Below are 25,360 nucleotides of genomic sequence, written 5' to 3'. Positions count from 1 at the left end.
GGTCGCGTCAGTGCCCCGCCAGCAGCTTCTGCACCAGCGGATGCTGTACACGCCGTTCGGCGGAGATCGCGTAGAAGTGTTCGACCACTTCGGTACAGCGGCCGAGCAGCTGCAACTGGCGGTGGTGCGTGAATTCCTCGTGTGACCACTCGGTCGCCGGAAAGGCGCCGAGCCCGCTTTCGCCGAAGGTGGCGAGCAACGCACTGTCCTCGAATTCGCCGGCGACGTGCGGATGCAGCCCCTTGCGTTCGAACCAGTCGTCGATGCGCGCGCGCACTGCCGAGTGACGCGTCGGCAGCAGCAGCGGCATGCGGTCGAGGCAGGCCGGAAAGCCCTCTCCGGACTGTGTCGCTAGTGCGGCCGGCGCGTACCAGGCGAGCGCCGCGTCACCGACCGCGTGACTGTAGACGCGCAGATTCGGATTGACCGGTGCCGGGCGGTCGGCGAGAACGACGTCGAGCTTGTGCAGGGCGAGATCGGCCAGCAACTCATCGAACTTGCCCTCGACGCAGATCAGGTGCAGACCCGGCGTATCGGTAGCAGGCGCCAGCAGATGGCGCGCCGCCGGTTTTGGCAGGCCGTCGGAAATGCCCACCGACAGACGCACGCCCTGCGCCTGAGCCGCTTCGCGCACCGCCAGCGGCAGTTGCTCGCCGAGCTGGAAGATCTGTTCCGCCAGACGCAGCGCTGCGCTGCCGGCCGGGGTCAGCTCCACGGTGCGGCCGGACGGCTTGAACAGCGCGTGACCGAGCGCGCGCTCCAGTTCGCGGATCTGTGTGCTCACCGTCTGCACCGCCATGTCCAGCCGCTCGGCTGCACGGGCGATGCCGCCCTCCTTGGTGGCAACCCAGAAGTAATAGAGGTGGCGGTAGTTCAGCATGGATGCCTTTGACTTCGTAATTTACGAAGTAAAGCTACTACAAACATCTATTTTTAGGAAACGCACACGCGCGTAAGGTGGCGCTTCCATCCCACACAGGAGGTCCGCCATGGAAGTCATCGTCGAATCACGGAATCCGGAAGTCAGTGCCCTGCGCAGCGTGGCCGAGAACCGGCTGCGCTTCGTGCTGCGGCGACTCGCCTGGCGCGTGCCGAGAGCGAAGGTGAAGCTCGACGACACCAATGGTCCGCGCGGTGGCGTCGACAAGGAGGTGCGCGTCGAACTGCAGATGATAGGCAGCGAACCGGTGGTGGTCAGCGCCCGGTCACGCGACTGGCGAGGTGCGCTCGACGCCGCCCTCGCCCGCGCTGCGCAGCGCCTGCTGCGCACCGTGCGCCGCGCCCGGCAGCAGCCATCCGCCCGGACACTGAATTTCCAGACCGAATGAGCCCGCACGATCAGGCGCATCCGTTTCAACGCTTTCAACGAATGGAGTAATACAGACATGGAACATCGATATCCCCGTACCACCCCGCTCGGCCTGCGCGCCGAGGTCGCCGACGCAGTCGTCATCGACGGCGCCGGCCGCAAGGTGCTGCGCAATACCTATATGCTGCTTGGCATGAATCTGGCGTTCAGCGCCCTGATCGCCTACGTCGCCATGGCGGCGCGCTGGCCTGCACCGGGCATTCTGCTGACGCTGGCCGGCTACTTCGGCCTGCTGTTCGCAGTCAACAAGTTCCGCGACAGCGGCGCAGGCGTGCTGCTCACCTTCGCGCTGACCGGCTTCATGGGCTACACCATCGGCCCGCTGCTGAATGCAGTGATGAGCCTGCCCGGCGGCAGCCAGACCATCACGCTGGCGCTCGGCGCCACCGCGGGCGTCTTCCTCGCGATGTCCGGCTGGGCGACGGTGACGAAGCGCGACCTGTCGGGCATGGGCAGCTTCCTGTTCATCGGCATGGTGGTGGCGGTGCTGGCCGGTCTGGGCGCCATGTTCTTCCAGATCCCGGCGCTGTCGCTGACCGTGTCCGCTGCAGTGGTGCTGCTGATGGCCGGCATGATCGCCTTCGAGACGCAGCGCATCGTGCGCGGCGGCGAAACGAACTACGTGATGGCCACCACTGGCCTGTTCGTGTCGATCTTCAACCTCTTCACTTCGCTGCTGCAGTTGTTCGGCTTCATGGGCAGCAGCAACGACTGACACTCCTCCGGTGCGATCCCGGTTGTCCGCGCGCGGCGCCCGCCGCCCGCGGACTTTTTTTCGTCCCGCAACGCGACCGCGCCGGCTCAAGAAACCGGGAAATGCACCCGTTACCCTGCAAGACGGGTAGCCGCGGCACCCGGGCAACACACAACACACACGCCCGCCGGAGGAGCCATGTTGAAGAATCTGAGTGTGCGCAAAGCCTTTGCACTGTTCGGCGCCTCGTCGGCACTGGTCTGCTGCGTCGTGCTGAACGTCGCCTCTGGCTGGGAGAACTGGCCGCTGCAGATCGGTGCTTCGCTGCTGCTGCTGATCGGCGGCGCAGTGACCGGTGCGATGATCGGTCGCTTCTACGGCCAGCGCGCCGAAGTGATCGTCGGCGGCCTCAATGCGCTGGCCAAGGGCCACCTCGACTGCAAGCTGAGTCTAGACGGCAAGGACGATTTCGCCTGGCTGTGCTACGAGTACAACGCTGCCCGCAAGGCGGTGAAGCAACTGGTCGAGCGCGTGCAAGGGCTGTCGGGCACGCTGACCAGTGCCGCGGTGGACCTGTCCACCTTCTCCGGTGCCGCACGCGAGAACGGTACGCGTCAGCTCGATTCGATCCGCGCTGTCGGCAGCGCGATCGAACAGATGAGCGGCAATATCCGCGAGGTCGAGTCGCTGTCGCATGAGGCGAGCGAACTGGCGCGCAGTGCCGGCGAAGCATCGCAGGCGGGCAAGACCACGCTGCAGGCGTCGTTGACCAGCGTCCATGCCGCCTCCGACAAGATGGCCAGCTCGCTCACCGTGATCGAGCAATTGGTCGAGGACTCGCGTGCGATCAACCGCATCAACGAACTGATCAAGGAACTGTCCGACCAGACCAACCTGCTGGCGCTGAACGCCGCCATCGAGGCCGCCCGCGCCGGCGAACAGGGTCGCGGCTTTGCGGTCGTGGCCGACGAGGTGCGCAAGCTTGCGCAGCGCAGCCAGGCGTCGGCAAACGACATCAGCCAGCTGGTGGTGCGCATCCGCGACGACGCCGAACAGACGATCGCGCTGGTCCGCAGTTCGAGCGAGGAAGTGAATGGCGCCACGCAGAACACGGCCGCCGCGGTCAGCGAGTTCGATGACATCCTGCAGCGTCTGCTCGAACTGTCGGGCAAGTCGACCACGATCAGCAGCAGCCTCAGCGTGCAGAACGCGGCGGTGAGCGAAATCGTGCGCAACAACGACGTGCTGTTCGCACTGTCGGAAGAAAGCGCACACGGCGCGCAGGAAACCGCCCGGCAGGGCAACGAAGTGGCCAGCGCGGCACAGACGCTGCAAGCCGCGGTACAGGCCTTCAAGACCTGATCACACCCTGCACCCTGCGGACGGCGTCGCCTGCACCCGTCGGCAAACCCCACCCCAAGTACGCAGCAAGGCAGGCATCAGAGAACAATGGCAAGCGGCATCCGCACACTTTTCAGTCCCGCCATCCGGTTGATGAACAGGCTGAACTACCCCCGCAAGTTCGCGGTGCTGGGGTCCATGGTGCTGTTCGCCTTCGTGGTCGTCGTCTACAACCTCTACACCAGTCTGAGCGCCGACATCCGCGCGGCCCGGCATGAACTGGAAGGCATCGCGCGCATCCGCACGCTGACTCACGCTGTGCAGGTGCTGCAGAAGCATCGCGGCCTGGCCGCCGGCGAACTGGGAGGCGTCGTCGCGATGCAGCCGGAGCGCGAGGCACGCGAGGCGCAGGTCACCGCCGCCTTCGACGCGCTGGTGCAGGAACTGCCGCGCGATCTGATCACCAGCCGCGATTTCTTCGAAATCCGCACCGAGTGGGAACGTCTGCGCATCCAGGGACGGGGCTGGTCACCTGAGATCAATTTCGAGGTGCACACCCGCCTGATCGAGCACCTGCTGAACTTCGAGGCCGACGTCGCCGACCGGTATCTGCTCACGCTGGACCCGGAAGCGGCCTCCTATTATCTGATCGACAGCAGCGTGAACAAGCTGCCGGCGACCATAGAGCGACTGGGCAGGGTACGTGCATTCGGCACCGTCATCCTCGCTGCCGGGTCGGCCACGACGCAACAGGTGATCGAAATGTCGGCGCTGGTCGCCGAACTCGATGCCGCGCGCAAGAGCGCCAGTTACAACATCGAGAAGACCGGCCGCTACAACCCGTCGCTGCAAGAGACGGTATCGAGGTCGGCGGTGGATATCGCCGACTCGCTGGGCAGCATCGTGCGTCAGGTCGAGACGCAGTTGCTGGCGTCCTCCGGACAGACCGCGCTGTCACCGCAGGTGTTCTACGACGGCACGACGGCGGCCATCGACCGCATCTATCGGCAGATCGAGCAGTCGCTGCTGCCGACCGCCGAAGATCTGATCCGCCAGCGTATCGACCGGCTCGACCGCGCGCTCTACACGATACTCGGCGTAGCCTTCGCGCTGCTGGCCGCAGCCGCCTACTGCACCATCGGCGGCTATTTCGCGATCACCCGCACCGTAGCCGGCCTTGCGGCGTCGGCACACGCACTGGCTGGTGGCGACCTGAAGGTGCGCATCCGCCCGGACAGCCAGGACGAACTGGCGCAGGTCGCCGCCAGCTTCAACGAAATGGCCGACGGCCTCACCGGATTGATGGCGGCGCGCGAGGAGGACGAGGCGCGCATGCGCGCCATCATCGAGTCGGCCCTTGATGCCGTGGTGCAGATGAACGCCGACGGCCTGATCACCGGCTGGAACCCGCAGGCCGAGCGGATATTCGGCTGGTCGCGCACCGAGGTGCTGGGCCGGCCGATGCACGACGTGATCATTCCGCCGGAATTCCGCGACGCTCACGTGCGCGGCCTGAAACACTTCATCGCGTCGGGTGTGGGCCCGGTACTGAACACGCGCGTCAAGATCAGCGGCCGTCATCGTCATGGACACGATCTGCCGATCGAACTGACCATCTCCGCCAACATACATCGCGGCACCTACGAGTTCAGCGCCTTCATCCGCGACATCACCGAACAGAAGCGCACCGAGGAGCTGATCTGGACGCAGGCGAACTACGACGTGCTGACCCAGCTGCCGAACCGCCGCATGTTCCGCGACCGGCTGGAGCAGGAACTGCGCAAGTCGCATCGCAGCGGCCACCCGATGGTGCTGATGTTCATCGACCTCGACCGCTTCAAGGACGTGAATGACGCCTTCGGCCACCAGACCGGTGACCTCGTGCTGATCGAGGCCGCGCGTCGCATCACGAGTTGCGTGCGCGAGTCCGACACGGTGGCGCGGCTGGGCGGCGACGAGTTCACCGTCATCCTGTCGGAGCAGGACGACCCCGCCGGAACCGAACGCATCGCTGGCGAGGTGCTGCGGGCGCTGCAGGCGCCGTTCGAACTCGGCCACGCCCACGCCCATCTGTCGGCCAGCATCGGCATTACCGTCTACCCGCAGGACGGCACCGACGCCGACAGCCTGATCCGCAACGCAGATCAGGCGATGTACGGCGCCAAGGATGCCGGGCGCGACCGCTTCAACTACTTCGTCAGTTCGATGCAGGAGGCGGCGCTCAGGCGCCAGCAACTGGTGCAGGACCTGCGCACCGCGGTCGACAACGACCAGTTCGTGCTGCACTACCAGCCCATCATCAGCCTGAGCAGCGGGCGCATCCACAAGGCCGAGGCGCTGTTGCGCTGGATGCATCCGGAGCGCGGCCTGGTCAGCCCGGCCGACTTCATCCCGCTGGCCGAGGAAACCGGCCTCATCGTGCCGATCGGCGACCGGGTGTTCCGCGACGCGACCCGCCAGCTGCTGCACTGGCGTGCGCACTACGCGCCGGAACTGCAGATGGGCGTGAACATGTCGCCGGCCCAGTTCGCACGCAGCGAGGGCCACGCCAACTGGGTGGCCCACATCGAAGCGCTCGGCCTGCCGGGCGACAGCGTGGTGATCGAAATCACCGAAAGCCTGCTGCTCGACGCCAGCAGCAGCGTGTCGCGACAGCTGCAGAAATTCCGCGAGGCGGGCATGCAGATTTCGATCGACGACTTCGGCACCGGCTATTCGGCGCTGTCATACCTGAGCAAGTTCGACATGGACTACCTGAAGCTCGACCAGTCCTTCGTCCGCAACATGACTGTGGATCCGTCCGGCACGGCTCTGCCGGAGGCCATCGTGCTGCTGGCGCACAAGCTGGGCATCAAGGTGGTGGCAGAAGGTGTGGAAACGGTGACGCAGCGTGACATTTTGGACGCGCTGGGCTGCGATTACGCGCAGGGTTACCTGTTCGCGAAGCCGCTGCCAGCTGCGGAATTCGAGGCGCTGCTGCGGGTACAGCAGGCCTCGCCACACAGCTTCGCGCAGATGATGGGCGTGAGCTGAAGAAGGCCGGCGCGAGCGCGCCGGCCCGGGGTCGATCAGGCAGCCGCTGCGCTGCCGCTCATTGCCAGCATGAGCTGGTTCATCCGGCGCACGAAGCTGGCCGGATCTTCGAGCGCGCCACCTTCGGCGAGCAGGGCCTGGTCGAACAGCACGCCGGCCCAGTCGTCGAAGTGCGCTTCTTCACCGCGCAGCCGCTGCACCACCGGGTGCTGCGGGTTGATTTCGAGGATGGGCTTTGCCAGCGGTGCTTCCTGCCCGGCCGACTTCAGGATGCGGGCCAGGTTGCCGCCGATGTCGAATTCGTCCGACACCAGGCAGGCCGGCGACTCGGTCAGGCGGTGCGTGATGCGCACTTCCTTCACCCGCTCGACCAGACTGGCCAGCAACTTGTCGACCAGCGGCTTGAATTCGCCTTCGTCGCGCTCCAGCGCCTTCTTCTCCTCCTCGTCGGCCAGCGCACCGAGGTCGAGGCCGCCCTTGGCGACCGACACCAGCTGCTTGCCGTCGAAGTCGGTCATGTTGCCGACCACCCACTCGTCGATGCGGTCGGACAGCAGCAGCACCTCGATGCCCTTCTTCCGGAATACCTCGAGGTGGGGGCTGTTCTTGGCCGCCTTGAAGGTTTCGGCGGTGACGTAATAGATCTTGTCCTGGCCCTCTTTCATGCGGCCGATGTAGTCGGCGAAGGACACCGACTGTTCCTCGGTATCGAGATGGGTCGAGGCGAAGCGCAGCAGTCCGGCCACCTTTTCGCGGTTGGCCTGATCTTCGCCCACGCCTTCCTTCAGTGCGCGACCGAACTCCTTCCAGAAGGTGGTGTACTTGTCCTTCTGGTTCTCGGCGAGGTCTTCCAGCACCGACAGGATCTTTTTCGTGCAGCCGGAGCGGATGGTGTCGATGTCGCGGCTTTCCTGCAGGATTTCGCGCGACACGTTGAGCGGCAGATCGGCCGAATCCACCACGCCACGCACGAAGCGCAGATAGGCCGGCAGCAGCTTCTCGGCGTCGTCCATGATGAACACGCGGCGCACGTAGAGCTTCAGGCCGTGGCTGGCGTTGCGGTCCCACATGTCGAAGGGCGCGCGCGACGGGATGTAGAGCAGCTGTGTGTACTCGTGACGGCCCTCGACGCGGGTGTGGGTCCACGCCAGCGGATCGCTGAAGTCATGGGCGACATGCTTGTAGAACTCGACGTACTGCTCGTCGCTGATGTCCGACTTCGAGCGGGTCCACAGCGCGCTGGCCTGGTTCACCGTTTCGTCCTCGTCGGTCACGACCTGCTTGTGTTCGCCATCGACGTCCTTCCACTCCTCCTTCTTCATCACCACCGGCTGCATGATGTGGTCGGAATACTCGCGGATGATGGAGCGCAGTTTGAAGCCGGACAGCAGTTCGTCCTGGTCCTCGCGCAGGTGCAGCACGATTTCGGTGCCACGGTCGGCCTTGGTGATGGATTCCACCGAATACTCGCCAGCGGTATCGCCGGTCATCGAGCAGGACCAGCGTACGCCCTGGTCTGCCGGCAGACCGGCGCGGCGGGTGTTCACGGTGACGGTGTCGGCGACGATGAAGGCGGAGTAGAAACCGACGCCGAACTGACCGATCAGGTTGGCGTCCTTCTTCTGGTCGCCGGTCAGGCTGGAGAAGAACTCCTTGGTGCCACTGCGGGCGATGGTACCCAGATGCGAAATCGCATCCTCGCGCGACATGCCGATACCGTTGTCGGTGATGGTGATCGTGCGCGCCGCCTTGTCGTAGGCGACGCGGATCTTCAGGTCGGCATCGGATTCGAACAATGCCGGGTTGGCGATGGCTTCGAAGCGCAGCTTGTCGCAGGCGTCCGACGCGTTGCTCACCAGTTCGCGCAGGAAGATGTCGCGATTGCTGTACAGCGAGTGGATCATCAGGTGCAGCAGCTGCTTCACCTCGGCCTGGAAATTCATGGTCTGGGCGGTTGCGGTGTCCGACATGACAACTCCGAATCAGTAGACGTGGGGTGGAATGACAACGGCGGGATATGGAGACTTCCCCCCGGCATTTCAAGACCCCGCTATGCTGTCGGGTCCACAGAATGTTTTCATGCCGATGACCACCCGCACCAAACTGGGTTTGCCGCGCAAATCCGACGACAACACGCCGACCGACCGCGATCCGGCCCGCAAGCCGGTGCGTAACAGCACGGCCAAGTCGCGCACGCTGAGCCGCAACACGACGCAGGTCGCACCGGCCGCAAAATCCTATGCCAAACCCGCCGCCAAGGACGCTGCAGCGCGCAAGCCGCGCGCCGCGCGTCCGGATGGCGACCGCCCGCCGCGCAAGGAGTACGGTGACCGCCCGCCGCGCCCGACCGGCGAAAAGCGCGAATGGACGCCTCGGCCGGACCGCGAAGCCCGTCCGCCGCGCGCCGATTCCGGTGAGCGCAAGCCGTGGGAGAAGCGCGAACGCCCCGCCCGCAGCGAGTCGGGCGGAAATTCCGGCGACCGTCCGCCGCGCAAGGAATTTGGTGACCGCCCGCCGCGCCCGGCCGGCGAAAAGCGCGAATGGACACCCCGCCCGGATCGCGACGCGCGCCCGCCGCGCGCCGAATCCGGCGAGCGCAAGCCCTGGGAGAACCGCGAACGCCCCGCCCGCAGCGAGTCGGGTGGGAATGTCGGCGAACGTCCTCCGCGCAAGGAATTCGGTGACCGCCCGCCGCGCCCGGCCGGCGAAAAGCGCGAATGGACACCCCGCCCGGATCGCGACGCGCGCCCGCCACGCGCCGAATCCGGCGAGCGCAAGCCTTGGGAAAACCGCGAACGCCCGGCGCGCAGCGAATCAGGCGGAAGTTCCGGCGACCGTCCGCCGCGCAAGGAATTCGGTGACCGCCCGCCGCGTCGCAGTGAGGGCGACAGCCGCCCCGCGCGCGCCGGCGCCGATTTCAAGCCGCGCCCGCCGAAGGCGGCGCCGGTGCGTCCGGCCAAGGCCTGGGACGAACGTGAAACCGACAAGTTGGGCCGCGTGCAGGCCGAAAAGGGCGAGGACGGCGACGACGCGAAGGACGGCATCCGCGTGTCGCGCTGGCTGGCCGACCGTGGTGCCGCGTCGCGCCGCGAGGCGGACGACTGGATCGCCCGCGGCTGGGTCACCGTCGATGGCGAGGTGGCGCTGCTGGGCCAACGCGTGCTGCCGCATCAGAAGGTCGAGGTGCACAAGCAGGCGCGCGCCGATCAGGCACTGCGCGTGACCGTGCTGATGCACAAGCCGGTCGGCTATGTGAGCGGTCAGGCCGAGGACGGCCACGAGCCGGCCAGCGTGCTCTTCCTGCCCGAGAACCAGTGGGCCGGCGACCGCTCCGGTCTGAAGTTCAATCGCAATCATCTGCGTGGCCTGGCGCCGGCCGGTCGTCTCGACATCGATTCGCACGGTCTTCTGGTGCTGACCCAGGACGGTCGCGTCGCGCGCCAGCTGATCGGCGAGGACTCGACCATAGAGAAGGAGTACCTGGTCCGCGTCAGGGCGACCAAGCCCTTCGGTCGCGGTGCGCTGTCCGAGGATTTCCCCGAGGAATCGCTGAAGCTGCTGAACCATGGGCTGGAGCTGGACGGCGAGGCACTGAAGCCGGCCAAGGTAAGCTGGCAGAACGAGGAACAGCTGCGCTTCGTGCTGCGCGAGGGCAAGAAGCGCCAGATCCGCCGCATGTGCGAACTGGTCGGCCTCGAAGTCGTCGCGCTCAAGCGCGTGCGCATCGGCCGCATCCCGCTGGCCGACCTGCCGGTCGGCAAGTGGCGTTACCTGCGCAAGGACGAGCTGTTCTGAGCGCCTGACGGTTTCACGCCACGTCGAGCACAGACTCCTCCGGCGCCGCGTCATTGGCGCTGCAACCGGCGGTCTGCACGTGCAGGCCGCCGCCGCTGGCCTTGGCCTGCCGTTTGGCGCTGGCTGCGGCCGAAGCGACCTCCTCGGCAGTACGGAAGCCGCCGCCCTGCCCCAGCACCACGCCGGCACATAGCGTGGTGAGCGGAAAGCGCGTGCGGTTGCCCTTGCGATCCTCACCCTCCATGTGACCGCTGGCCAGTTCCTCTGCATTGAACAGGCCGCGCGCCTCTGCATTGAAGCGGGCGATGATGCGCTCGCAGCGCGCCTGCCAGTCCTCGCTCTGGAACAGCACGATGAAGTCGTCGCCACCGACGTGGCCGACGAAATCGCGCAGCGGATCCGCCTCATGCTGGATGCTGCGCGCCGCGAGCTTGATCATTTCGTCGCCGCGGTAATAGCCGTAGAGGTCGTTGAAAGGCTTGAAGTTGTTCAGGTCGAAGTAGGACGCCGCGTAATTCGCCCGGCCCGCCATCAGCCTTTGCAGATGCTCGGTGATCGGAATGTTGCCCGGCAGGAAGGTGAGCGGATTGGCGTGCCGCGCCGCTTCGATGCGCATTTCGGTCACCGCGCGCACCAGGCTTTCGCCGGTCGCCACGCCGACGTAGCGGCCATGCTCGGTGACGACGAAGCCGTCGTACAGATAGCGCTGATCCTCGCCGGCCAGCACGGTGCTCATCGATTCCAGCGGCGTGCTGCGCTCGACCCGTAGCGGATTCGGATTCATGAACAGTGCGCAGGGCCGCTTGCCGTACACCTCCTTGTGATAGGGCTGGGTGTACAGGTCCATGAAACTGCGCCGGTTGATCAGCCCGACCGGGATGCCCTGCTCCAGCACCGGCAGCGCCAGCAGTTCGGGGTGATCGGCAAACACCTGCACCACCGTCAGATTGGGCGTATCCGGCTCGACCGCAGGCGCCGAGATCGCCAGCCGGCTCACCGTGCCGGTGCTCATGTCGCGATGCGGCGTATCGGGCAGCACCGCGATCTGCCGCGACCGCATCAGCGCGATCACCGCCGGTTGCATGTGACTGACCGTCTGCCCCTGCGGCCGCCCGAGCAGATAGCCCTGGCCGAAATGCACACCGAGATCGCGCAGCACCGCCAGTTCGGCTTCGTGTTCGATGCCCTCGGCCACCAGTTCGGCACCGAAGGAGCGCGCCAGCTGCACGGCGGCTCGCACCGCCTCGACGCGCCGGCTGTCGGTATGGATGCCGTGCGTGAAATAGCGGTCCAGCTTCACCCGTGGCGGTGCCAGTTCGGCCCACAGACGCAGGCTGGAACGACCGTCGCCGAAGTCGTCCAGCGCAACGACGATGCCCAGCGCCGACAGCCGCGCCTGGCTGCTGCGCAGCGAATCGACGTCGGTCACCCGTTCGTGCTCGGTCAGTTCCAGCACCAGGCGCGACGGCGACAGCGCGTGCCCGGCCAGCAGCGACAGCAGCCCGACGCAGCCCTCCGAGCCGAGATGACGGATGGTGCCGGCGCTGCAATTGACATAGAGCTGGCCCGGCGTCGCCGGATCGAACTGGCGTACCGCCGCTTCGACGCAGGCGATCTCGAGTTCGGCTTCAAGGCCGATGGAACGCGCCGTGGCGAACAGCACCGCCGGCAGGTGCAGCGCGCCGCCCTCGGGGCCGCGCACCAGCGCTTCGTGCGCCACCACTGCGGCGTCATCGAGGCGGACGATGGGCTGGAATACCATGCCCAGCGCGCGGCCATCGATCAGTGCGCGCAGCGCGGTCTGGTTCAGCTTGTCGGAAGAGGTGTGCATGTCTGTCTGTTGTATTCATGGACCCGAGTGCCTATCGGCAGCGACGCCGCCAGCTTTCGTGAAGCTTCGGTGAAGCTTTCACTACGCGCCATGCCTCCGCAACGCACTGCGAATCTGTCACCAATTCTTAGACGAACTGCATTCCGGCCGTAACCCTGTCTTCCTAGTCTTGCCACACTCACAGGAGGACTTACATGCATTCCTTTTTCGAAGAACTGCGCACCCAGCGCTGGGACGATCATCGCTACTACCACCACAGCCGCATCAACCAGGCATTGCATCTGCTCAGCGCGCTGAGCTTCCTGTGCGCCTACGTGATGCTCTTCGTCGACCCGGTGATCGCCGCACTGCTGAGCTGGGGCGTGGCCATGGTGTCGCGCCAGGCCGGCCACTTCTTCTTCGAGCCCAAGGGCTACGACCACGTCAATCAGGCGACGCACGAGCACAAGGAAGACATCAAGGTCGGCTACAACCTGCGTCGCAAGGTGGTGCTGATGGCAATCTGGGCGTCGTCGCCGCTGGCCCTCTACATCGACCCGACGCTGTTCGGGCTGTTCGAGGCGCATACCGACGCGCGCGGCTTCCTGTACAACATGTCGGTCACCTGGATCGCCATCGGCATCGGCGGCCTCATCTTCCGCACGCTGCACCTGTTCCACCTGCAGGGCGTGCAGACCGGTCTGGTGTGGGCGACCAAGATCGCCACCGATCCCTTCCACGACGTGAAGCTCTACCACCGCGCACCGCTTGCGCTGCTGCGCGGCGAACTGATCGATCCGATGCACGCGCAGCACGCAGCGAAGGCCTGAATTGCGCGCGGAGGTTCTGTTCGATCGGATACGGGGAAGGGCGACGCTCTTCCCCGTTTTCATCTGCGCGGTCAGGAGCGCGTGCGCCCTGCAAGGTTGCACCGGACCGGGAGCGAGCCGGTCCCGGGACGGTTCAGCGCTTCCGCGTCAGCATTTCACGCAGGATGCGCCGGCGTATGCCCTTGTTGCTGGCGCCGGGCGGCGTCCACCACCAGCCGTCGGCTTCCATCTTTTTCGCCGCCGCGACGAAGCGCTCGCAGACCGCGTCGAAGTCGGCCTCGCCGTAGTTCAGGCTGAAAATGAAGCGGCCGGTGCCGACCCAGCTCAGCGCCAGGCCCTCGGCGCGCAGGTAGTACTGCAGCATCCAGTTGTAGCGCGACGGCACGGTGTAGGTCACCGTCCAGATCGACTGCATGTGCACTACACGCACCGGCAGTCCTTCGCTGCGCAGGCGCTCGTTCAGTCGCTCGGCGCGCGCGCTCCAGACCGCCTCGGCATCGCGGTAGATCGCCTCGATCCCGGGTGTGTCGAGCAGCTTCAGGAATTCGTTCATCGCCGCCATCACGTGCGGATGCGAATTGAAGGTGCCCCGCGCGAAGCAGATGTCGGCCGGCCGGTCGTCGCGGTAGCGCTTCATCAACCGGTGCGGGCCGCAGACGACGCCGACCGGATAGCCGCCGCCCAGCGTCTTGCCGTAGGTGACCAGATCGGCGCGTACGCCGAAGTACTCCTGCGCACCGCCTTTGGCCAGCCTGAAGCCGAGGAAAACCTCGTCGAAAATGAGCACGATGCCGCGCGCCGTGCACACCTCGCGCAACTGCTGCAGCCAGGCGGTATAAGCCGCACGGTCGTAGCCGGCGCGACGGCCGCCATCGACCAGCGACGAGTCGCCCGGCGCGCCGGCGTTCGGGTGCAGCGCCTGCAGCGGATTGACCAGCACGCAGGCGATGTCGCGCCGGCTGCGCAGCACGCGCAGCGTGTCCTCGTGCATGTCCTTCAGCGTATAGGTGTGCTCGGCCGCGGTCGGATTGCCGACGCCCGGCTGCACGTCGCCCCACCAGCCGTGGTAGGCGCCACAGAAGCGCACGAGGTGGCTGCGGCCGGTGTGATAGCGCGCCAGCCGTACCGCCTGCATCACGGCCTCGGTACCGGACATGTGAAAGGACACCTCTTCCATGCCCGAGATCGCGCACAGGCGCCGCACGTTGTCGGTCAGCAGCGGATGGTAGGCGCCGAGTACCGGACCGAGCGCCTCGACCGCCGCCGCGCCGCGTGCCATGCAGCCCTTGTAGAGGTCGTAGCCGAACACGTTCACGCCGTAGGAACCGGCGAGGTCGTAGAACACATTGCCGTCGAGGTCGGTCAGCGTGACGCCGGCCGACGACTGGACGAAGGAACCGGCCTTCAGATGGCTGCGCACATGGCGGCTGAACTGGAAGGGCACGCGGTAGCTGCCGGTGAACTGCATGTCCGACACCATGGACTGCGTGTCGTCGGTCAGCGCCCGGGTACGCGCGAAACGCTGCGCGTACAGCGCGGCCAGTGCCTCGAAGCCGTTGCGACGGCGGGCCGCCACGTCGTCCGGCGCGCCGTCAGCGACGTAGAAACCCGTTTCGTCGAATTCATAGAAGGGCAGCAGCTTCGCCACCCGCCGCGACATTTTCGAATGTCCGGCGAGCGAGCGGTGCTTGGCCCGCGAAAGCTGGAGCCGGCGGTGCAGCCGCGGCAACAGCGCCGCCAGCGCTGCAGCGCCGGCCACATAGAGAGGAAGGGACTCGTTCATATGTTGCACATGTATCAGCGCGAGGTTACGCAACCGTGACTGCGCGCACCCTGTTCCAGCGCCTGCTGGCCAACGACGCACTGAACTTCGCGCTGACCAACCGCATCCCGCGCGCGGCACTGACGCGATGGTTCGGGCGTTTCAGTCGGATCGAACAGCCGCTGGTGCGCGACGCGTCGATTGCGCTGTGGAAGGCCTTCGGCGACGTCGATCTGTCGGAGGCGAAGAAGACGCGCTTCGCCAGCCTGCACGACGCCTTCGTCCGCGAACTGCGCGACGGCGCCCGGCCGATCGACCCACGGCCCGAAGTGCTGGTAAGTCCCTGCGACGCCATCGTCGGCGCGCTCGGTCGCATCGACGGCGACACGCTGCTGCAGGCCAAGGGCATGCGCTACTCGCTGGGCGAGCTGCTGGGCGACGAATCACTGGCGGCGCAGCTGCACAACGGGCACTACGTGACACTGCGCATCACGGCTTCGATGTACCACCGCTTCCACGCGCCGACGGATTGCCGCGTCGAGCAGGTGCACTACTTTCCGGGCGATACCTGGAACGTGAATCCGCCGGCGCTCGATCGCGTCGAGCGGCTCTACTGCCGCAACGAGCGGGGAGTGCTGACGGCACGGATGCGCGACGGCACGCCGCTGGTCATGGTGCCGGTGGCCGCCATCCTGGTCGCCAGCCTGCGCCTGCACTGCATCGACCTGACGCTGCACGCACGCTACGCCGGGCCGCACCGGCTGCGCTGCGATTCGACCGTCAGCCGGGGCGAGGAAATGGGCTGGTTCGAGCACGGTTCGACCATCATCGTGCTGCTGCCGGCGCACGCAGCGCTGGCGCCGCAGGTCCGCAACGGCGAGCGTATCCGGATGGGTCAGGCGCTGTTCGCGCGGCCGCCGGCAGACAGCATGTAGGACAGCCCCGACACGCTGCAGCGCGGCGCACCGACGGAACTTTCAGTGCCGGATGCAGAAGATGCTGGGGCGGCGCACGTGCGCCGACCATCACAACAGGGAGCCCGACATGAACATCCATCGCACCGTAGCTGCCACCCTCGTCGCCGTCTTTGCAGTTGCGCTGGCCGCCTGCGAGCAGGAAGGACCGGCCGAACGCGCCGGCAAGGCACTCGACAACGCGGTCGAGCAGGCTGGCGACAAGATCGAGAACGCCGGCGACAAGGCCAAGGACACGCTGGACGAAGCGCGCAAGTAAGACGCACAGCGCCATGCACGCCGCGCAGATCACCCTCGCCGTGCTGTCGGGACTGCTGCTCGGAGCGTGCACGCGCCCGTCCGACACCGCCGCGGTCGCCGACAGCCGTACCGCCGAGGCGGCGATGATCGCGGCGGCCACGCCATGGTCCTACGGCGTCGAAAGCCCGTATGGCGAGATCGTCCGTATCGACATGTTGTGGCCGTTGGTCGAGCAGCCGCTGGAGCCGCACTCGGCCGATACGCCGAAGCAGGATGGCGCAGCACCGCCCGGGCGCTACAGCATCAGCATCATGCTGGAGAGCGGCGAACTGCGTACCGTCGTACGTCCGAACCTGGGCAATCTGCGCGTCGGCGACCGGGTGCGGCTGTTCGGCGAGGTAATGCTGCGCAGCTAGGGTCCGGCAGCTGTGCCGCGACTTAACGCATGGACACAAATCAGACATCGGCAGAGAGCATTCCGCCACGGTAAGCGCGCGCGGGATGAATAGAATCCGTCATCCGACCTTCTGACGGACGATGTTCGTGTCCTGCTTCCGCCACGCTCTGCCGCTACTGCTGTGCTCGCTGCTCGCCGGCTTTTCCACAAGTGCCTTGGCCGCCGATCGCCGGGGCTATGCGGACGCACTGCGGCGCGCCGACATCGAGCGCTCACGCACTGACCACGAGTGCGAGCGCGTCGTAGCCGAACTCAGGGACGACTGTCTTGCGCGCAGCAGGATGCAGTACGAAGCGACGCTCGATCAGGCGCGCAAGCTTTTCCCGGGCGAGGCGATGACGCCACTGCAGCCTGACGAGGCGGCGGCCTACGAGGCGGAACTGGCGGCCTGCAGCACGCTCGGCAACAAGGACAGATCGGGCTGCGTGCTCGACGTGAAGCGGCGCTTCAGGCGCTGAACGCGCTCAAGCGGCGTCCGCTACTCGTTCGGGCCAGCGCTGCTTGATTTCCAGCACCTGCGGCAGGCAATCAAGGAAGAGATCGACCAGCAGCGGCTCGAAGTGACGCCCCTTCTGTTCGATCAGCAGCGCACAGGCATCCTCGACCGACCATGCCTTCTTGTAGGGCCGCTCCGAGGTCAGCGCATCGAACACGTCGGCGACCGCAACGATGCGCGCCTCGATCGGGATCGCGGTCTCGCGCAGGCCCTGCGGATAGCCCGAACCGTCCCATTTCTCGTGGTGCCCGCTGACGATGCGCCGGGCCACGGCGAGCAGGCCGCTGTCGTGCTCGCCGATGATGCGCACGCCGATATCGACGTGGCTCTTCATGATTTCCCACTCGGCGTCGTCGAACTTGCCCGGCTTGCGCAGAATGTGGTCGGGAATGCCGATCTTGCCGATGTCGTGCATCGGTGCCGCATGCAGCAGTTCCTGAGCGCGCTGCTCGCTCCAGCCGGCGGCGCGCGCAAGAATGCATGCGTAATGGCTCATCCTGATGACGTGCAGACCGGTCTCGTTGTCCTTGTACTCGGCGGCCAGTCCCAGACGCTGTATCACCTGCAGGCGTGTCTCGATCAGTTCGCTCACGCTGACCAGCGACAGATGGGTGCGTACGCGTGCACGCACGATGGCAGGACTGACCGGCTTGCAGATGTAGTCGACGGCGCCGAGCTCCAGGCCGCGCGCCTCGTCCTCGACATCGCTCAGCGCGGTGACGAAGATGACCGGCATGCGCGCCAGTCGCTCGTCCGCCTTCAGCGTGCGGCAGACCTCGTAACCGTCCATGTCCGGCATCATCACGTCGAGCAGGATGAGGTCGGGCCGCTCGATCTGCGCCAGTTCGATCGCCCGCCGGCCGTCGCGCGCGAACAGCAGACGGTAATCACCCTGCAGTATCTGTTTTAGAACCTGCAGATTCGATGGCTCGTCGTCGACGCAGAGCACGGTCTTGCGTGCGTCGCCAGCGTCGCTGGGTGCGTCGTTCATCAGTTGTTCAAGCCTGTCCATTCACGCCTCCGCCTCGAGCAGCCGAGTGGCGTCCATCGCCTGCATGCGGGCGATCAAGGTGCGCAGATGCGTCATGGCGAGCGCTCCGTCGAAGTTCTCGATCGCTTCGGCAAGCGGACCGAGCAGCGTGCTTGCGGAATGGCCGCCGACCGCGGCCAGCAGGCGCGCCAGCGTGAGGTCGTCGAACTCGCCCCGCTCCAGCGCCTTCAGCAGCATGTCGGCGTGATGCAGGACGGCCTGCGTGTCGCAACGTGCTGCCGCCTCTTTCGCCACCGGCCGCTCGACCGAACCCTGCCAACCGGCGACTTCGCTGCGCAAGGCCGACAGCGCGCCCCCGACTTCGGCGATGCGCGCCGTCAGTGCCAGCGGCGCTTCCGTTGTCGCGGCGTCTTCCAGGCCGGCCAGCGTGGCAGCCAGTTGCACGGCCCCCAGATTGGCCGCCACGCCCCGCACGCGGTGCGCCAGCGCACGCAGCCCGTCACGCGCCGACAGCGCGGCGAGACGATCCAGTTCCTGCGTCAGTCCGGCGTTCTCGTCGAGCAGCCGCTGCATGCCCCGTTCGACACGCTCACGGGTTCGCCACAGCGCAAGCGCGCGCTTCATGTCGATCACCGGGTCATCGGCGCGGTCATCGGCGCCGGCCTTCGTGCTTGCGGTCTGTATGCCGAGCACGCGTGCGATCTCGACCAGCAGTGCTTCGAGATCGATCGGCTTGGTCGCGAACCCGTTCATGCCTGCCGCGCGCGCAGCCTCGCGATCCTCGTCGAGCACGCTGGCGGTCAGCGCGATCACCGGCACCGGCGGTCGGCCGGTACGCAGCTCGGCGGCGCGGATGGCACGCGTGGCGTCGAGGCCGCTCATGCCGGGCATGTGGAGGTCCATCAGGACGAGATCGAAACGTTCGGCGCCGGCCCGAACCACCGATTCGGTCGCCTCGGTGCATGGCGTCACCTCGTGTCCGTCGCGCGCCAGCAGGGACGCCAGCAGTTCGACGTTCTGGTCGACGTCATCGACCACCAGCACCCGCATCGGCGGCAGTGCCATCGGCGACGGCAACGCGACGACCGGCGCGCTGCCGGGCCCCAACGGCAGCGTGAAGTGGAAGGTGCTGCCCTCTCCCGGCGTGCTGCGGGCGCCGATCCGGCCACCCATCAGTTCGACCAGCTGCCTGCAGATCGACGTACCGAGACCGGTACCGCCGAAGCGGCGGCTCATCGACGCATCGGCCTGGGTGAAGGGTTCGAAGATGGCATCGAGCCGTTCCGGCGCGATACCGATGCCGGTATCGCTGACCGCGAAATGCACGCCGTCCGGATGCGCCCGCACGGTCACCACGACTTCGCCGCGCTCGGTGAACTTCACCGCGTTGCCGATCAGATTGGTCAGTACCTGGCGGATGCGCAGCGAGTCGCCGCGGTAGTAGCGACCGACCGCACGGTCGATATCGACGCGCAGCGCCAACCCCTTGTCGGCCGCCTGCACGTTCAGCGTCATCACCAGCTGGCTCAGCAGTTCGGGCAGGTCGAAATCGAGCACTTCGAGTTCGACGGCACCTCGTTCGAGCCGGGCGGTATCGAGGATGTCGTTCAGCAGGCGCAGCAGCGACCGCGCGGAGTTGCCGACGATTTCCAGCGGACGCCGGTGCTCGGCCGGCAGTTCCCTGCCGAGCAGCACGTCGGTGAAGCCGATGATGGCGTTCATCGGCGTGCGTATTTCGTGGCTCATGTTGGCGAGGAAGGCCGACTTGGAGGCGGCGGCCTGTTCGGCGCGCTCCTTCGCCGCGCGCAATTCCTGCTCGATCTCGCGCCGCTCGGTGATGTCAAGAATGACGCCATCTATCCACTTGATGTCGCCGTCCTCGTTGCGCACCGCGGAGCCGTGCTCCCACATCCAGCGGATGGACCCGTCGGCGTGGGCGATACGGTACTCGACGATGAAGGGCCGGTGTTCGCGGATCGACGCCTCGACCACCTTCCAGGTGTGTGCGACGTCGTCCGGATGCGTGATGTCGTTGAAGTTGCGGATGGCGTTCTCGCCGACAAAATCGGTGCTCGGATAGCCGGTCAGGGTTTGCGTAGCGTCGCTCATGAAGAGCATGGTCCATTGCGCATCCATCAGGCAGCGATAGGCCACGCCCGGAATGTTGCCGATCAGCGAGCGCAACTGTGCTTCGCTTTCGCGCACCGCACGAGCCATTTCCTTGAAGCTGGAAATGTCGGCGATGTAGCAGACGAACACGTCGCCCTCACGCAGGCTGGCGTGGCCGATTGAAACGTGCATCGGCAGTTCGCTGCCGTCGCGACGACGGCCAGTGATTTCACGCCTGCGTCCGGCGAGCGCAGGCACTCTCGTGCGCCTGAACTCGGCCAGATAGGCCGCGTACGTTGCACTCTCGTCAGGCGCCAGCAGCAGACCGAAGTCGCGCCCGCGCATTTCCGACTCGCGCCAGCCGAACATCTGTTCGGCGGTGGGGTTCATCGTCTTCACGATGCCTTCCGCGTCGAGCATGACGACGCCGTCGACCGGCGTGGCGAGCAGCGCGCGCATGCGCGCCTCGCTCGCGCTGAGCTGATCGACCAGCTGCCGGTAGCGCAGCAGCGCATTGGTGCCCATCGCGAAACCGGTCAGACCGATGGTGCCGATCACGACGAGAATGCTGAGCACCAGGGTGTCGACATGCGGCGCACTTTCGGCGACGCCGGTGAAGCGGGCGGCCGCCATGCCTGCGTAGTGCATGCCGGCGATCGCCAGTCCCATCACCGTTCCACTGACCGCCAGGCGAAGCCGGCGATCGGAAATGGGCACGAAGAACTTCACCCACAGCGCCAGCGTCGCCAGCACCACCGCCACCGCGATCGACACCCCGAACATGAAGGGGTCGTAGCGAAGCTGTGCTTCCATGTGCATGGCCTGCATTCCGGTGTAGTGCATCAGGCCGATGCCACCGCCCATCAGCACGCCGCCCGCCAGCAGTTCGCGCGGCGTCAGCGAGGGGCGCGTCATCAGCTGTATGGTTGCCAGCGCGGCGAGCAGGCTGGGCAGCATGGAGGCGAGCGTGATCCACGGGTCGTAGCGCACGGTCACGCACAGGTCCAGCGCCAGCATCCCGATGAAATGCATGGCCCACACGCCGCCGCCCAGCGCCAGGCTGCAGCCGAGCTTGATCAGCCACGCCATGCGCTGATCAGGTGTCTGCTCCGATTGACTGACCGTATGAAGGGCAACGAGCGAGGTGAGGACTGCCACCAGCAGCGACAGCGCAACCAGCGCCGGATCGTGCGTCATCGGCAGGATCAGCGCAGCGTCGTCGGTGCCGGAGGTGAAGAAGTTCTGCATCGTGCCGAAAGTGACGTATGGTGGGCATTGCCGCTCAGTACGGCATCTCTGTCACTTACGGCGGTTTCGCCTCACGCCTTGATGTTCCGACCCGCTTTTTTTCCGCACTCCGAGGAAGATCGTCACCGTTTGCCCGGAGGGCGCGCCGTCCAGCGCGTGTTCAGGCGGCTGAAGCGTTCTCTGCTGCTGCTCGCGGCAGTGACGCTTGTTGCGCAGGCGGACGACCGGCTGTCCTTCGCCGTCTGGGGCGACATGCCGTACAGCCGGGTCGAGCGCGAACTGGCGGTTGACCTGCTGGCCGAGCAGTCACGTCAGCCGCTCGCCTTCTCCTTGCACATCGGTGACCTGAAGAGCGGCAACCAGCCCTGCGACGACGCGCTCTACGCCGACCGGCAGGCGCTGCTGGCGCATTCGCGCCACCCCTTGGTGCTGCTGCCCGGCGACAACGACTGGCTGGACTGCGCCCGCGCGTCGGCCGGCGGCCATGATCCGTTCGAGCGGCTGGCAGCGCTGCGCCAGCGCTTCTTCACCGCACCTACCCCGTTTCCGCTGCAGCGACAGGCCGCGGCACCGGAGAACACCCGCTGGATAGGTCACGGCGTGCTGTTCGTCGGAGTGAACCTGCCGGGCAGCCCCCTGCCCGACAACGCCGCCGCGCAGGCGCTGCGCCGCCATGTACTCGACTGGCTGGACGAGGCCGCGGCGCTGGCCGATCCGCAGACCGTTCGTGCGACGGTGATCGCCTTCCACGCCCATCCGGGTTTTGCTGCGCACGGGCGCGGCGGGATGTCAGTGCGCCACGCCTGGTTCCTCGACCGGCTGGTGGCCTGGGCGAAACATGACCGGCGACCGCTGCTGCTGATACACGGCGATACGCATACCTACCGGGTCGATAAACCCCTGGTCGATCCGGCCACCGGCGAGCGCTTCGAGCACGTGACGCGGCTTGAATCGCACGGATCGCCGTGGCTGGGCTGGACACGGGTGGACGTGGACAGCGCTGCGCCCGCCCCCTTCCGCTTCCAGCCCTACCGCCTGTCCCGCGACTGACGCGACGCCGCCCGGGCGCCGGAATGAAAAAAGGCGCATCCGGATGGATGCGCCCAGAGCGGCGACCTGCGTCGGCGCGGGATCAGAACGGTCTGTCGAGCTGCAGCGATTCCTTCGGGCCGCGGTAGATCAGCGGCTTCACCTGCTGCGGATTGCCCGGAATCTGCGCCTGCTCCACCGCGGCGACGATCTTGTGGTGGAAGGGCGACTTGTCGCACACCGGGTCGGCAGCGGCCGGGTCGTTGGCGATCATGTAGGCCTGGCAGCGGCAGCCGCCGTAATCCTTTTCCTTTTCCGGGCAGCTGGAACAGGGCTCCTTCATCCAGCCGGTACCGCGGTAGCGGTTGAATCCTTCCGACTCGTACCACACCTCGCGGATGCCCATCTCGCGCACGTCCGGAAATTCCAGCCCCGGCAGCATGCGCGCAGTGTGACAGGGCAGCGCCTTACCGTCCGGCGTGATGGTCAGGAAGATGTTGCCCCAGCCGTTCATGCACTTCTTCGGGCGGTTCTCGTAGTAGTCGGGCACGACGAAGAACAGCTTCATCTTGTTGCCGTGCTTCTCGCGCCATTCGTTGGTGATGCGCTCCGCGCGCTCCAGCTGTTCGCGCGACGGCAGCAGCTGGTCGCGGTTTACCTGCGCCCAGCCGTAGTACTGCGTGTTGGCCAGTTCGACGTACTCGGCGTCGATGTCGTCCGCGAGCTGCAGGATGGCTTCGATGTGGTCGATGTTGTGGCGGTGGATGGTGCAGTTCATCACCATCGGGTAGCCGCGCGACTTGATCAAATCGGCAGCCCGGCGCTTCAGGTCGAAGGTGCGGGTTGACGACAGGAAGTCGTTCATTTCGCGGGTCGAATCCTGGAAGGACAGCTGGATGTGGTCCAGCCCCGCTTCCTTCAGCGCGTCGATGCGCTTCTCGTTCAGGCCCACGCCCGAGGTGAGCAGGTTGGTGTAGTAGCCCAGCCGGTGCGCCTCGGCCACCAGCAGTTCGAGGTCGTCACGCAGCATGGGCTCGCCGCCGGAGAAGCCGCACTGCACCGAACCGAGCGCGCGCGCTTCGCGCAGCACCTTGAACCACTCCTCGGTCGTCAGTTCGTCTTCATGCTTGGCGAAGTCGACCGGGTTGTAGCAGTAGACGCAGTGCAGCGGGCAACGATAGGTCACCTCGGCCAGCAGCCACAGCGGCGGGCCTATCGTCGCCGCTTCCTGAGCGGCTTTCGCTTCGGCGAGATCGGTCATGTCGTTTCCACCCACTTCTGTTGCAGCGCCAGCTCGACGAAGTTGATCACGTCCTGTTGCAGGCCCTGCGCATTGAAGGTCTTCTCCAGATCGGCGGTGATGTCGGCCACGCTGGCCTCGCCGGAACAGCGCTTGAGGATTTCGCCCGCGCTCTGGTTCAGCTTCACCATGCCCTCCGGATACAGCAGCACGTAGGCCTTCTGCGCCTCTTCCCACTGGATGCGGAAGTGGCGGCCTATCTTCGGTACCGACGCGGTCGTCACGGTCATCGCGGCACTCACTTGTTCACGCCGTAGGCGTTGGCCATCGCGTCGTTCATCGCCCACAGCACGTCGAGCTTGAACTGCAGGATGTTCAGCGCGCGTTCCTGCATTTCGCGCGTGTTGAAGTAGTTCAGCGTCACCGCCAGACCCTGCTCGACGTCGCGGCGTGCCTGCGACACGCGGTTGCGGAAGTACTGCAGACCGGTCGACTCGATCCACGGGTAGTGCTCGGGCCAGTTGGCGAGGCGCTCCTTGTGGATCTTCGGCGCGAACAGTTCGGTCAGCGACGAACACACTGCTTCCTGCCACGGGCGCTGACGGGCGAAATTGATGTAGGCGTCGACCGCGAAGCGCACGCCGGGCACGACGTGGCGCAGGTCGACGATTTCCTCGCGCGTCAGGCCGGTGGCGATGCCCAGCTTGATCCACGCCTCGATGCCACCCTCGTCGCGCACCACCGCGCCGTCCGGCCCGGTGATCTCGTAGCCGTCGTGATCGAGGATGCGCTGTATCCACTGACGACGGATTTCGCGGTCCGGCGTGTTCGACATGATGGCCGCGTCCTTCACCGGGATCGCGATCTGGTAGTAGAAGCGGTTGGCCACCCAGCCGCGGATCTGTTCCGGCGTCGCCTTGCCGGAATTGAGCATCACGTTGAACGGATGGAAGATGTGATAGGCGGCGCCCTTGTCGCGCAGCTTGGCTTCGAATTCCTCGTGGTTCCAGGGCTGTTGCGTGCTCATAGCGTGATGTCCATTCCGTCGTACGAAACTTCGATGCCGTGTGCGTCCAGCTCGCGGCGCTGCGGGCTGTCCTCGTTCAGGATCGGGTTGGTGTTGTTGATGTGGATGAGGATCTTGCGTGTCGTAGCCGGCAGCTTGTCCAGCCACTCGATCATGCCGCCCGGGCCGCTCTGCGCCAGATGGCCCATGTCGCGCGAGCGCTTCTTCGACGCGCCGAGCGCGATCATTTCGTCGTCGCTCCAGCAGGTGCCATCGACCAGCACCACGTCGGCCGCCTGCATCGCCGCCCACACCTGCGGTTCGATCTCGACCAGGCCGGGGGCGTAGTAGATCTTCTTCCCGCTCTTCGCGTCCTCGATGGTGACGCCGACGTTGTCGCCGGGCACCGGCTTGTCACGGCGCGGCGAGTAAGGCGGTGCATTGCTGCGCAGCGCGTGCGCGCGAAACTTCAGGCCAGGCGCGCCAGCGATGGTGAATTCGGTGTCGTCGATGCCGAGCTCGTTCCACTCGATGCCGCAGTAGTGGCCGAGCAGCTTGAACAGCGGATTGCCTTCGGTCAGGTCCTGACGCACCGGCGCCGTCGACCAGATCTGGTGCGGCTGGCGATGCTCGCGCAGCATGTAGAGGCCGGTCGTGTGGTCGATCTGGCCGTCGATCAGCACGATGGCCCTGACTGCCGTGTCGCGCAGCGCGCGCGCCGGCTGCAGCTCGGGAAACTGCTGGAACTGGGTCAGGATGTCGGGCGAAGCGTTGAACAGCACCCAGTTCTCGTTGTCGCCACTGACCGTGATCGACGACTGGGTGCGTGCGCGCGCCTTGATGGTGCCGCGGCGCAGACCGTCGCAGTTGGGGCAGTTGCAGTTCCACTGCGGAAAACCGCCGCCCGCGCCGGAACCGAGTACGTGCAGTCGCATG

The 25,360-nt window shown here is 66.2% G+C and carries 21 protein-coding genes and 1 pseudogene; 12 read left to right on the top strand and 10 right to left on the bottom strand.

The features are described from left to right. Positions 1 to 7 precede the first annotated feature (7 nt). Positions 8 to 880 carry a LysR family transcriptional regulator gene (locus METRZ18153_RS0109905; protein ID WP_020164594.1) on the bottom strand — a complete coding sequence of 291 codons (873 nt, stop codon included), beginning with the start codon at positions 878 to 880 and terminating at the stop codon, positions 8 to 10. Positions 881 to 989: 109 nt separating this feature from the next. Between METRZ18153_RS0109905 and METRZ18153_RS0109900 the strand changes: the two genes are divergently transcribed. The 5 genes and pseudogenes from METRZ18153_RS0109900 (at position 990) to METRZ18153_RS21285 (ending at position 6,437) form a co-directional block, all read left to right on the top strand. Then, positions 990 to 1,328 (top strand): hypothetical protein, encoded by a 339-nt coding sequence (locus METRZ18153_RS0109900; RefSeq protein ID WP_020164593.1) that lies wholly within the window; start codon positions 990 to 992, stop codon positions 1,326 to 1,328. 57 nt (positions 1,329 to 1,385) lie between these two features. After that, positions 1,386 to 2,084 carry a Bax inhibitor-1/YccA family protein gene (locus METRZ18153_RS0109895; RefSeq protein ID WP_020164592.1) on the top strand — a complete coding sequence of 233 codons (699 nt, stop codon included), beginning with the start codon at positions 1,386 to 1,388 and terminating at the stop codon, positions 2,082 to 2,084. A gap of 177 nt (positions 2,085 to 2,261) precedes the next feature. Beyond that, positions 2,262 to 3,425 carry a methyl-accepting chemotaxis protein gene (locus METRZ18153_RS0109890; protein WP_020164591.1) on the top strand — a complete coding sequence of 388 codons (1,164 nt, stop codon included), beginning with the start codon at positions 2,262 to 2,264 and terminating at the stop codon, positions 3,423 to 3,425. Positions 3,426 to 3,512: 87 nt separating this feature from the next. Then, positions 3,513 to 4,421, top strand: a pseudogene (locus METRZ18153_RS21290) (nitrate- and nitrite sensing domain-containing protein); the annotation flags it as partial. Positions 4,422 to 4,601: 180 nt separating this feature from the next. Then, positions 4,602 to 6,437, top strand: coding sequence for a putative bifunctional diguanylate cyclase/phosphodiesterase (locus METRZ18153_RS21285; protein WP_415857703.1), 1,836 nt, complete (start codon positions 4,602 to 4,604; stop codon positions 6,435 to 6,437). Between the two features lie 35 nt (positions 6,438 to 6,472). On the opposite strand, the gene htpG is transcribed toward METRZ18153_RS21285, so the two are convergent. Further along, positions 6,473 to 8,407: a molecular chaperone HtpG gene (gene htpG, locus METRZ18153_RS0109880; protein WP_020164589.1), complete on the bottom strand. Its 1,935-nt coding sequence runs from the start codon at positions 8,405 to 8,407 to the stop codon at positions 6,473 to 6,475. 109 nt (positions 8,408 to 8,516) lie between these two features. Between htpG and METRZ18153_RS20620 the strand changes: the two genes are divergently transcribed. Continuing rightward, positions 8,517 to 10,232 (top strand): pseudouridine synthase, encoded by a 1,716-nt coding sequence (locus METRZ18153_RS20620; RefSeq protein WP_232416015.1) that lies wholly within the window; start codon positions 8,517 to 8,519, stop codon positions 10,230 to 10,232. Between the two features lie 13 nt (positions 10,233 to 10,245). Here METRZ18153_RS20620 and METRZ18153_RS0109870 read toward each other — a convergent pair whose 3' ends face one another. Further along, positions 10,246 to 12,063: an EAL domain-containing protein gene (locus METRZ18153_RS0109870; RefSeq protein WP_020164587.1), complete on the bottom strand. Its 1,818-nt coding sequence runs from the start codon at positions 12,061 to 12,063 to the stop codon at positions 10,246 to 10,248. A gap of 194 nt (positions 12,064 to 12,257) precedes the next feature. Here METRZ18153_RS0109870 and METRZ18153_RS0109865 point away from each other — a divergent pair, with 194 nt between their 5' ends. Beyond that, a complete protein-coding gene (locus METRZ18153_RS0109865) occupies positions 12,258 to 12,872 on the top strand; it encodes a hypothetical protein (protein WP_020164586.1) in 615 nt (204 codons plus the stop codon). A gap of 133 nt (positions 12,873 to 13,005) precedes the next feature. Here METRZ18153_RS0109865 and METRZ18153_RS0109860 read toward each other — a convergent pair whose 3' ends face one another. Continuing rightward, on the bottom strand, positions 13,006 to 14,655 hold the full coding sequence (locus METRZ18153_RS0109860) for an aminotransferase class III-fold pyridoxal phosphate-dependent enzyme (RefSeq protein ID WP_029143681.1): 1,650 nt from the start codon (positions 14,653 to 14,655) through the stop codon (positions 13,006 to 13,008). 35 nt (positions 14,656 to 14,690) lie between these two features. Here METRZ18153_RS0109860 and asd point away from each other — a divergent pair, with 35 nt between their 5' ends. From asd to METRZ18153_RS0109840, 4 genes are all read left to right on the top strand, one after another. After that, positions 14,691 to 15,569 carry an archaetidylserine decarboxylase gene (gene asd, locus METRZ18153_RS0109855; RefSeq protein ID WP_020164584.1) on the top strand — a complete coding sequence of 293 codons (879 nt, stop codon included), beginning with the start codon at positions 14,691 to 14,693 and terminating at the stop codon, positions 15,567 to 15,569. 109 nt (positions 15,570 to 15,678) lie between these two features. Then, positions 15,679 to 15,867, top strand: coding sequence for a hypothetical protein (locus tag METRZ18153_RS0109850; protein ID WP_029143680.1), 189 nt, complete (start codon positions 15,679 to 15,681; stop codon positions 15,865 to 15,867). Between the two features lie 13 nt (positions 15,868 to 15,880). Then, positions 15,881 to 16,264, top strand: a complete 384-nt coding sequence (locus METRZ18153_RS0109845) for a hypothetical protein (protein WP_020164582.1) — start codon at positions 15,881 to 15,883, stop codon at positions 16,262 to 16,264. Between the two features lie 121 nt (positions 16,265 to 16,385). Then, positions 16,386 to 16,763: a hypothetical protein gene (locus tag METRZ18153_RS0109840; protein WP_020164581.1), complete on the top strand. Its 378-nt coding sequence runs from the start codon at positions 16,386 to 16,388 to the stop codon at positions 16,761 to 16,763. A 6-nt stretch (positions 16,764 to 16,769) separates the two neighbouring features. Here METRZ18153_RS0109840 and METRZ18153_RS0109835 read toward each other — a convergent pair whose 3' ends face one another. Further along, the gene (locus METRZ18153_RS0109835) at positions 16,770 to 17,813 is read right to left on the bottom strand and encodes a response regulator (protein WP_020164580.1); all 1,044 of its coding nucleotides are present in this window, start codon (positions 17,811 to 17,813) and stop codon (positions 16,770 to 16,772) included. Further along, the gene (locus METRZ18153_RS20095) at positions 17,814 to 21,149 is read right to left on the bottom strand and encodes an MHYT domain-containing protein (protein ID WP_020164579.1); all 3,336 of its coding nucleotides are present in this window, start codon (positions 21,147 to 21,149) and stop codon (positions 17,814 to 17,816) included. A 156-nt stretch (positions 21,150 to 21,305) separates the two neighbouring features. On the opposite strand from METRZ18153_RS20095, the gene METRZ18153_RS0109825 reads away from it, so the two are divergent. After that, positions 21,306 to 22,199 carry a hypothetical protein gene (locus METRZ18153_RS0109825; protein WP_020164578.1) on the top strand — a complete coding sequence of 298 codons (894 nt, stop codon included), beginning with the start codon at positions 21,306 to 21,308 and terminating at the stop codon, positions 22,197 to 22,199. 82 nt (positions 22,200 to 22,281) lie between these two features. Here METRZ18153_RS0109825 and pqqE read toward each other — a convergent pair whose 3' ends face one another. From pqqE to pqqB, 4 genes are read right to left on the bottom strand one after another with little or no spacing between them, the layout of a single operon-like run. Beyond that, positions 22,282 to 23,439, bottom strand: coding sequence for a pyrroloquinoline quinone biosynthesis protein PqqE (gene pqqE, locus METRZ18153_RS0109820; protein WP_020164577.1), 1,158 nt, complete (start codon positions 23,437 to 23,439; stop codon positions 22,282 to 22,284). Continuing rightward, positions 23,436 to 23,708 (bottom strand): pyrroloquinoline quinone biosynthesis peptide chaperone PqqD, encoded by a 273-nt coding sequence (pqqD, locus tag METRZ18153_RS0109815; protein ID WP_020164576.1) that lies wholly within the window; start codon positions 23,706 to 23,708, stop codon positions 23,436 to 23,438. The genes pqqE and pqqD overlap by 4 nt, the downstream gene beginning before the upstream one ends. 8 nt (positions 23,709 to 23,716) lie before the next feature. Next, positions 23,717 to 24,445, bottom strand: coding sequence for a pyrroloquinoline-quinone synthase PqqC (gene pqqC, locus METRZ18153_RS0109810; protein ID WP_020164575.1), 729 nt, complete (start codon positions 24,443 to 24,445; stop codon positions 23,717 to 23,719). Next, positions 24,442 to 25,359, bottom strand: a complete 918-nt coding sequence (gene pqqB / locus METRZ18153_RS0109805) for a pyrroloquinoline quinone biosynthesis protein PqqB (protein WP_020164574.1) — start codon at positions 25,357 to 25,359, stop codon at positions 24,442 to 24,444. Before pqqB ends, pqqC begins: the two co-directional genes overlap by 4 nt. Position 25,360: the final 1 nt, after the last annotated feature.

It is taken from the genome of Methyloversatilis discipulorum (assembly GCF_000385375.1).
GTDB lineage: Bacteria > Pseudomonadota > Gammaproteobacteria > Burkholderiales > Rhodocyclaceae > Methyloversatilis > Methyloversatilis discipulorum_A.
The sequence above is the reverse complement of the archived record's forward strand: the minus strand, read 5'-3'. Positions and strand labels throughout refer to the sequence as shown.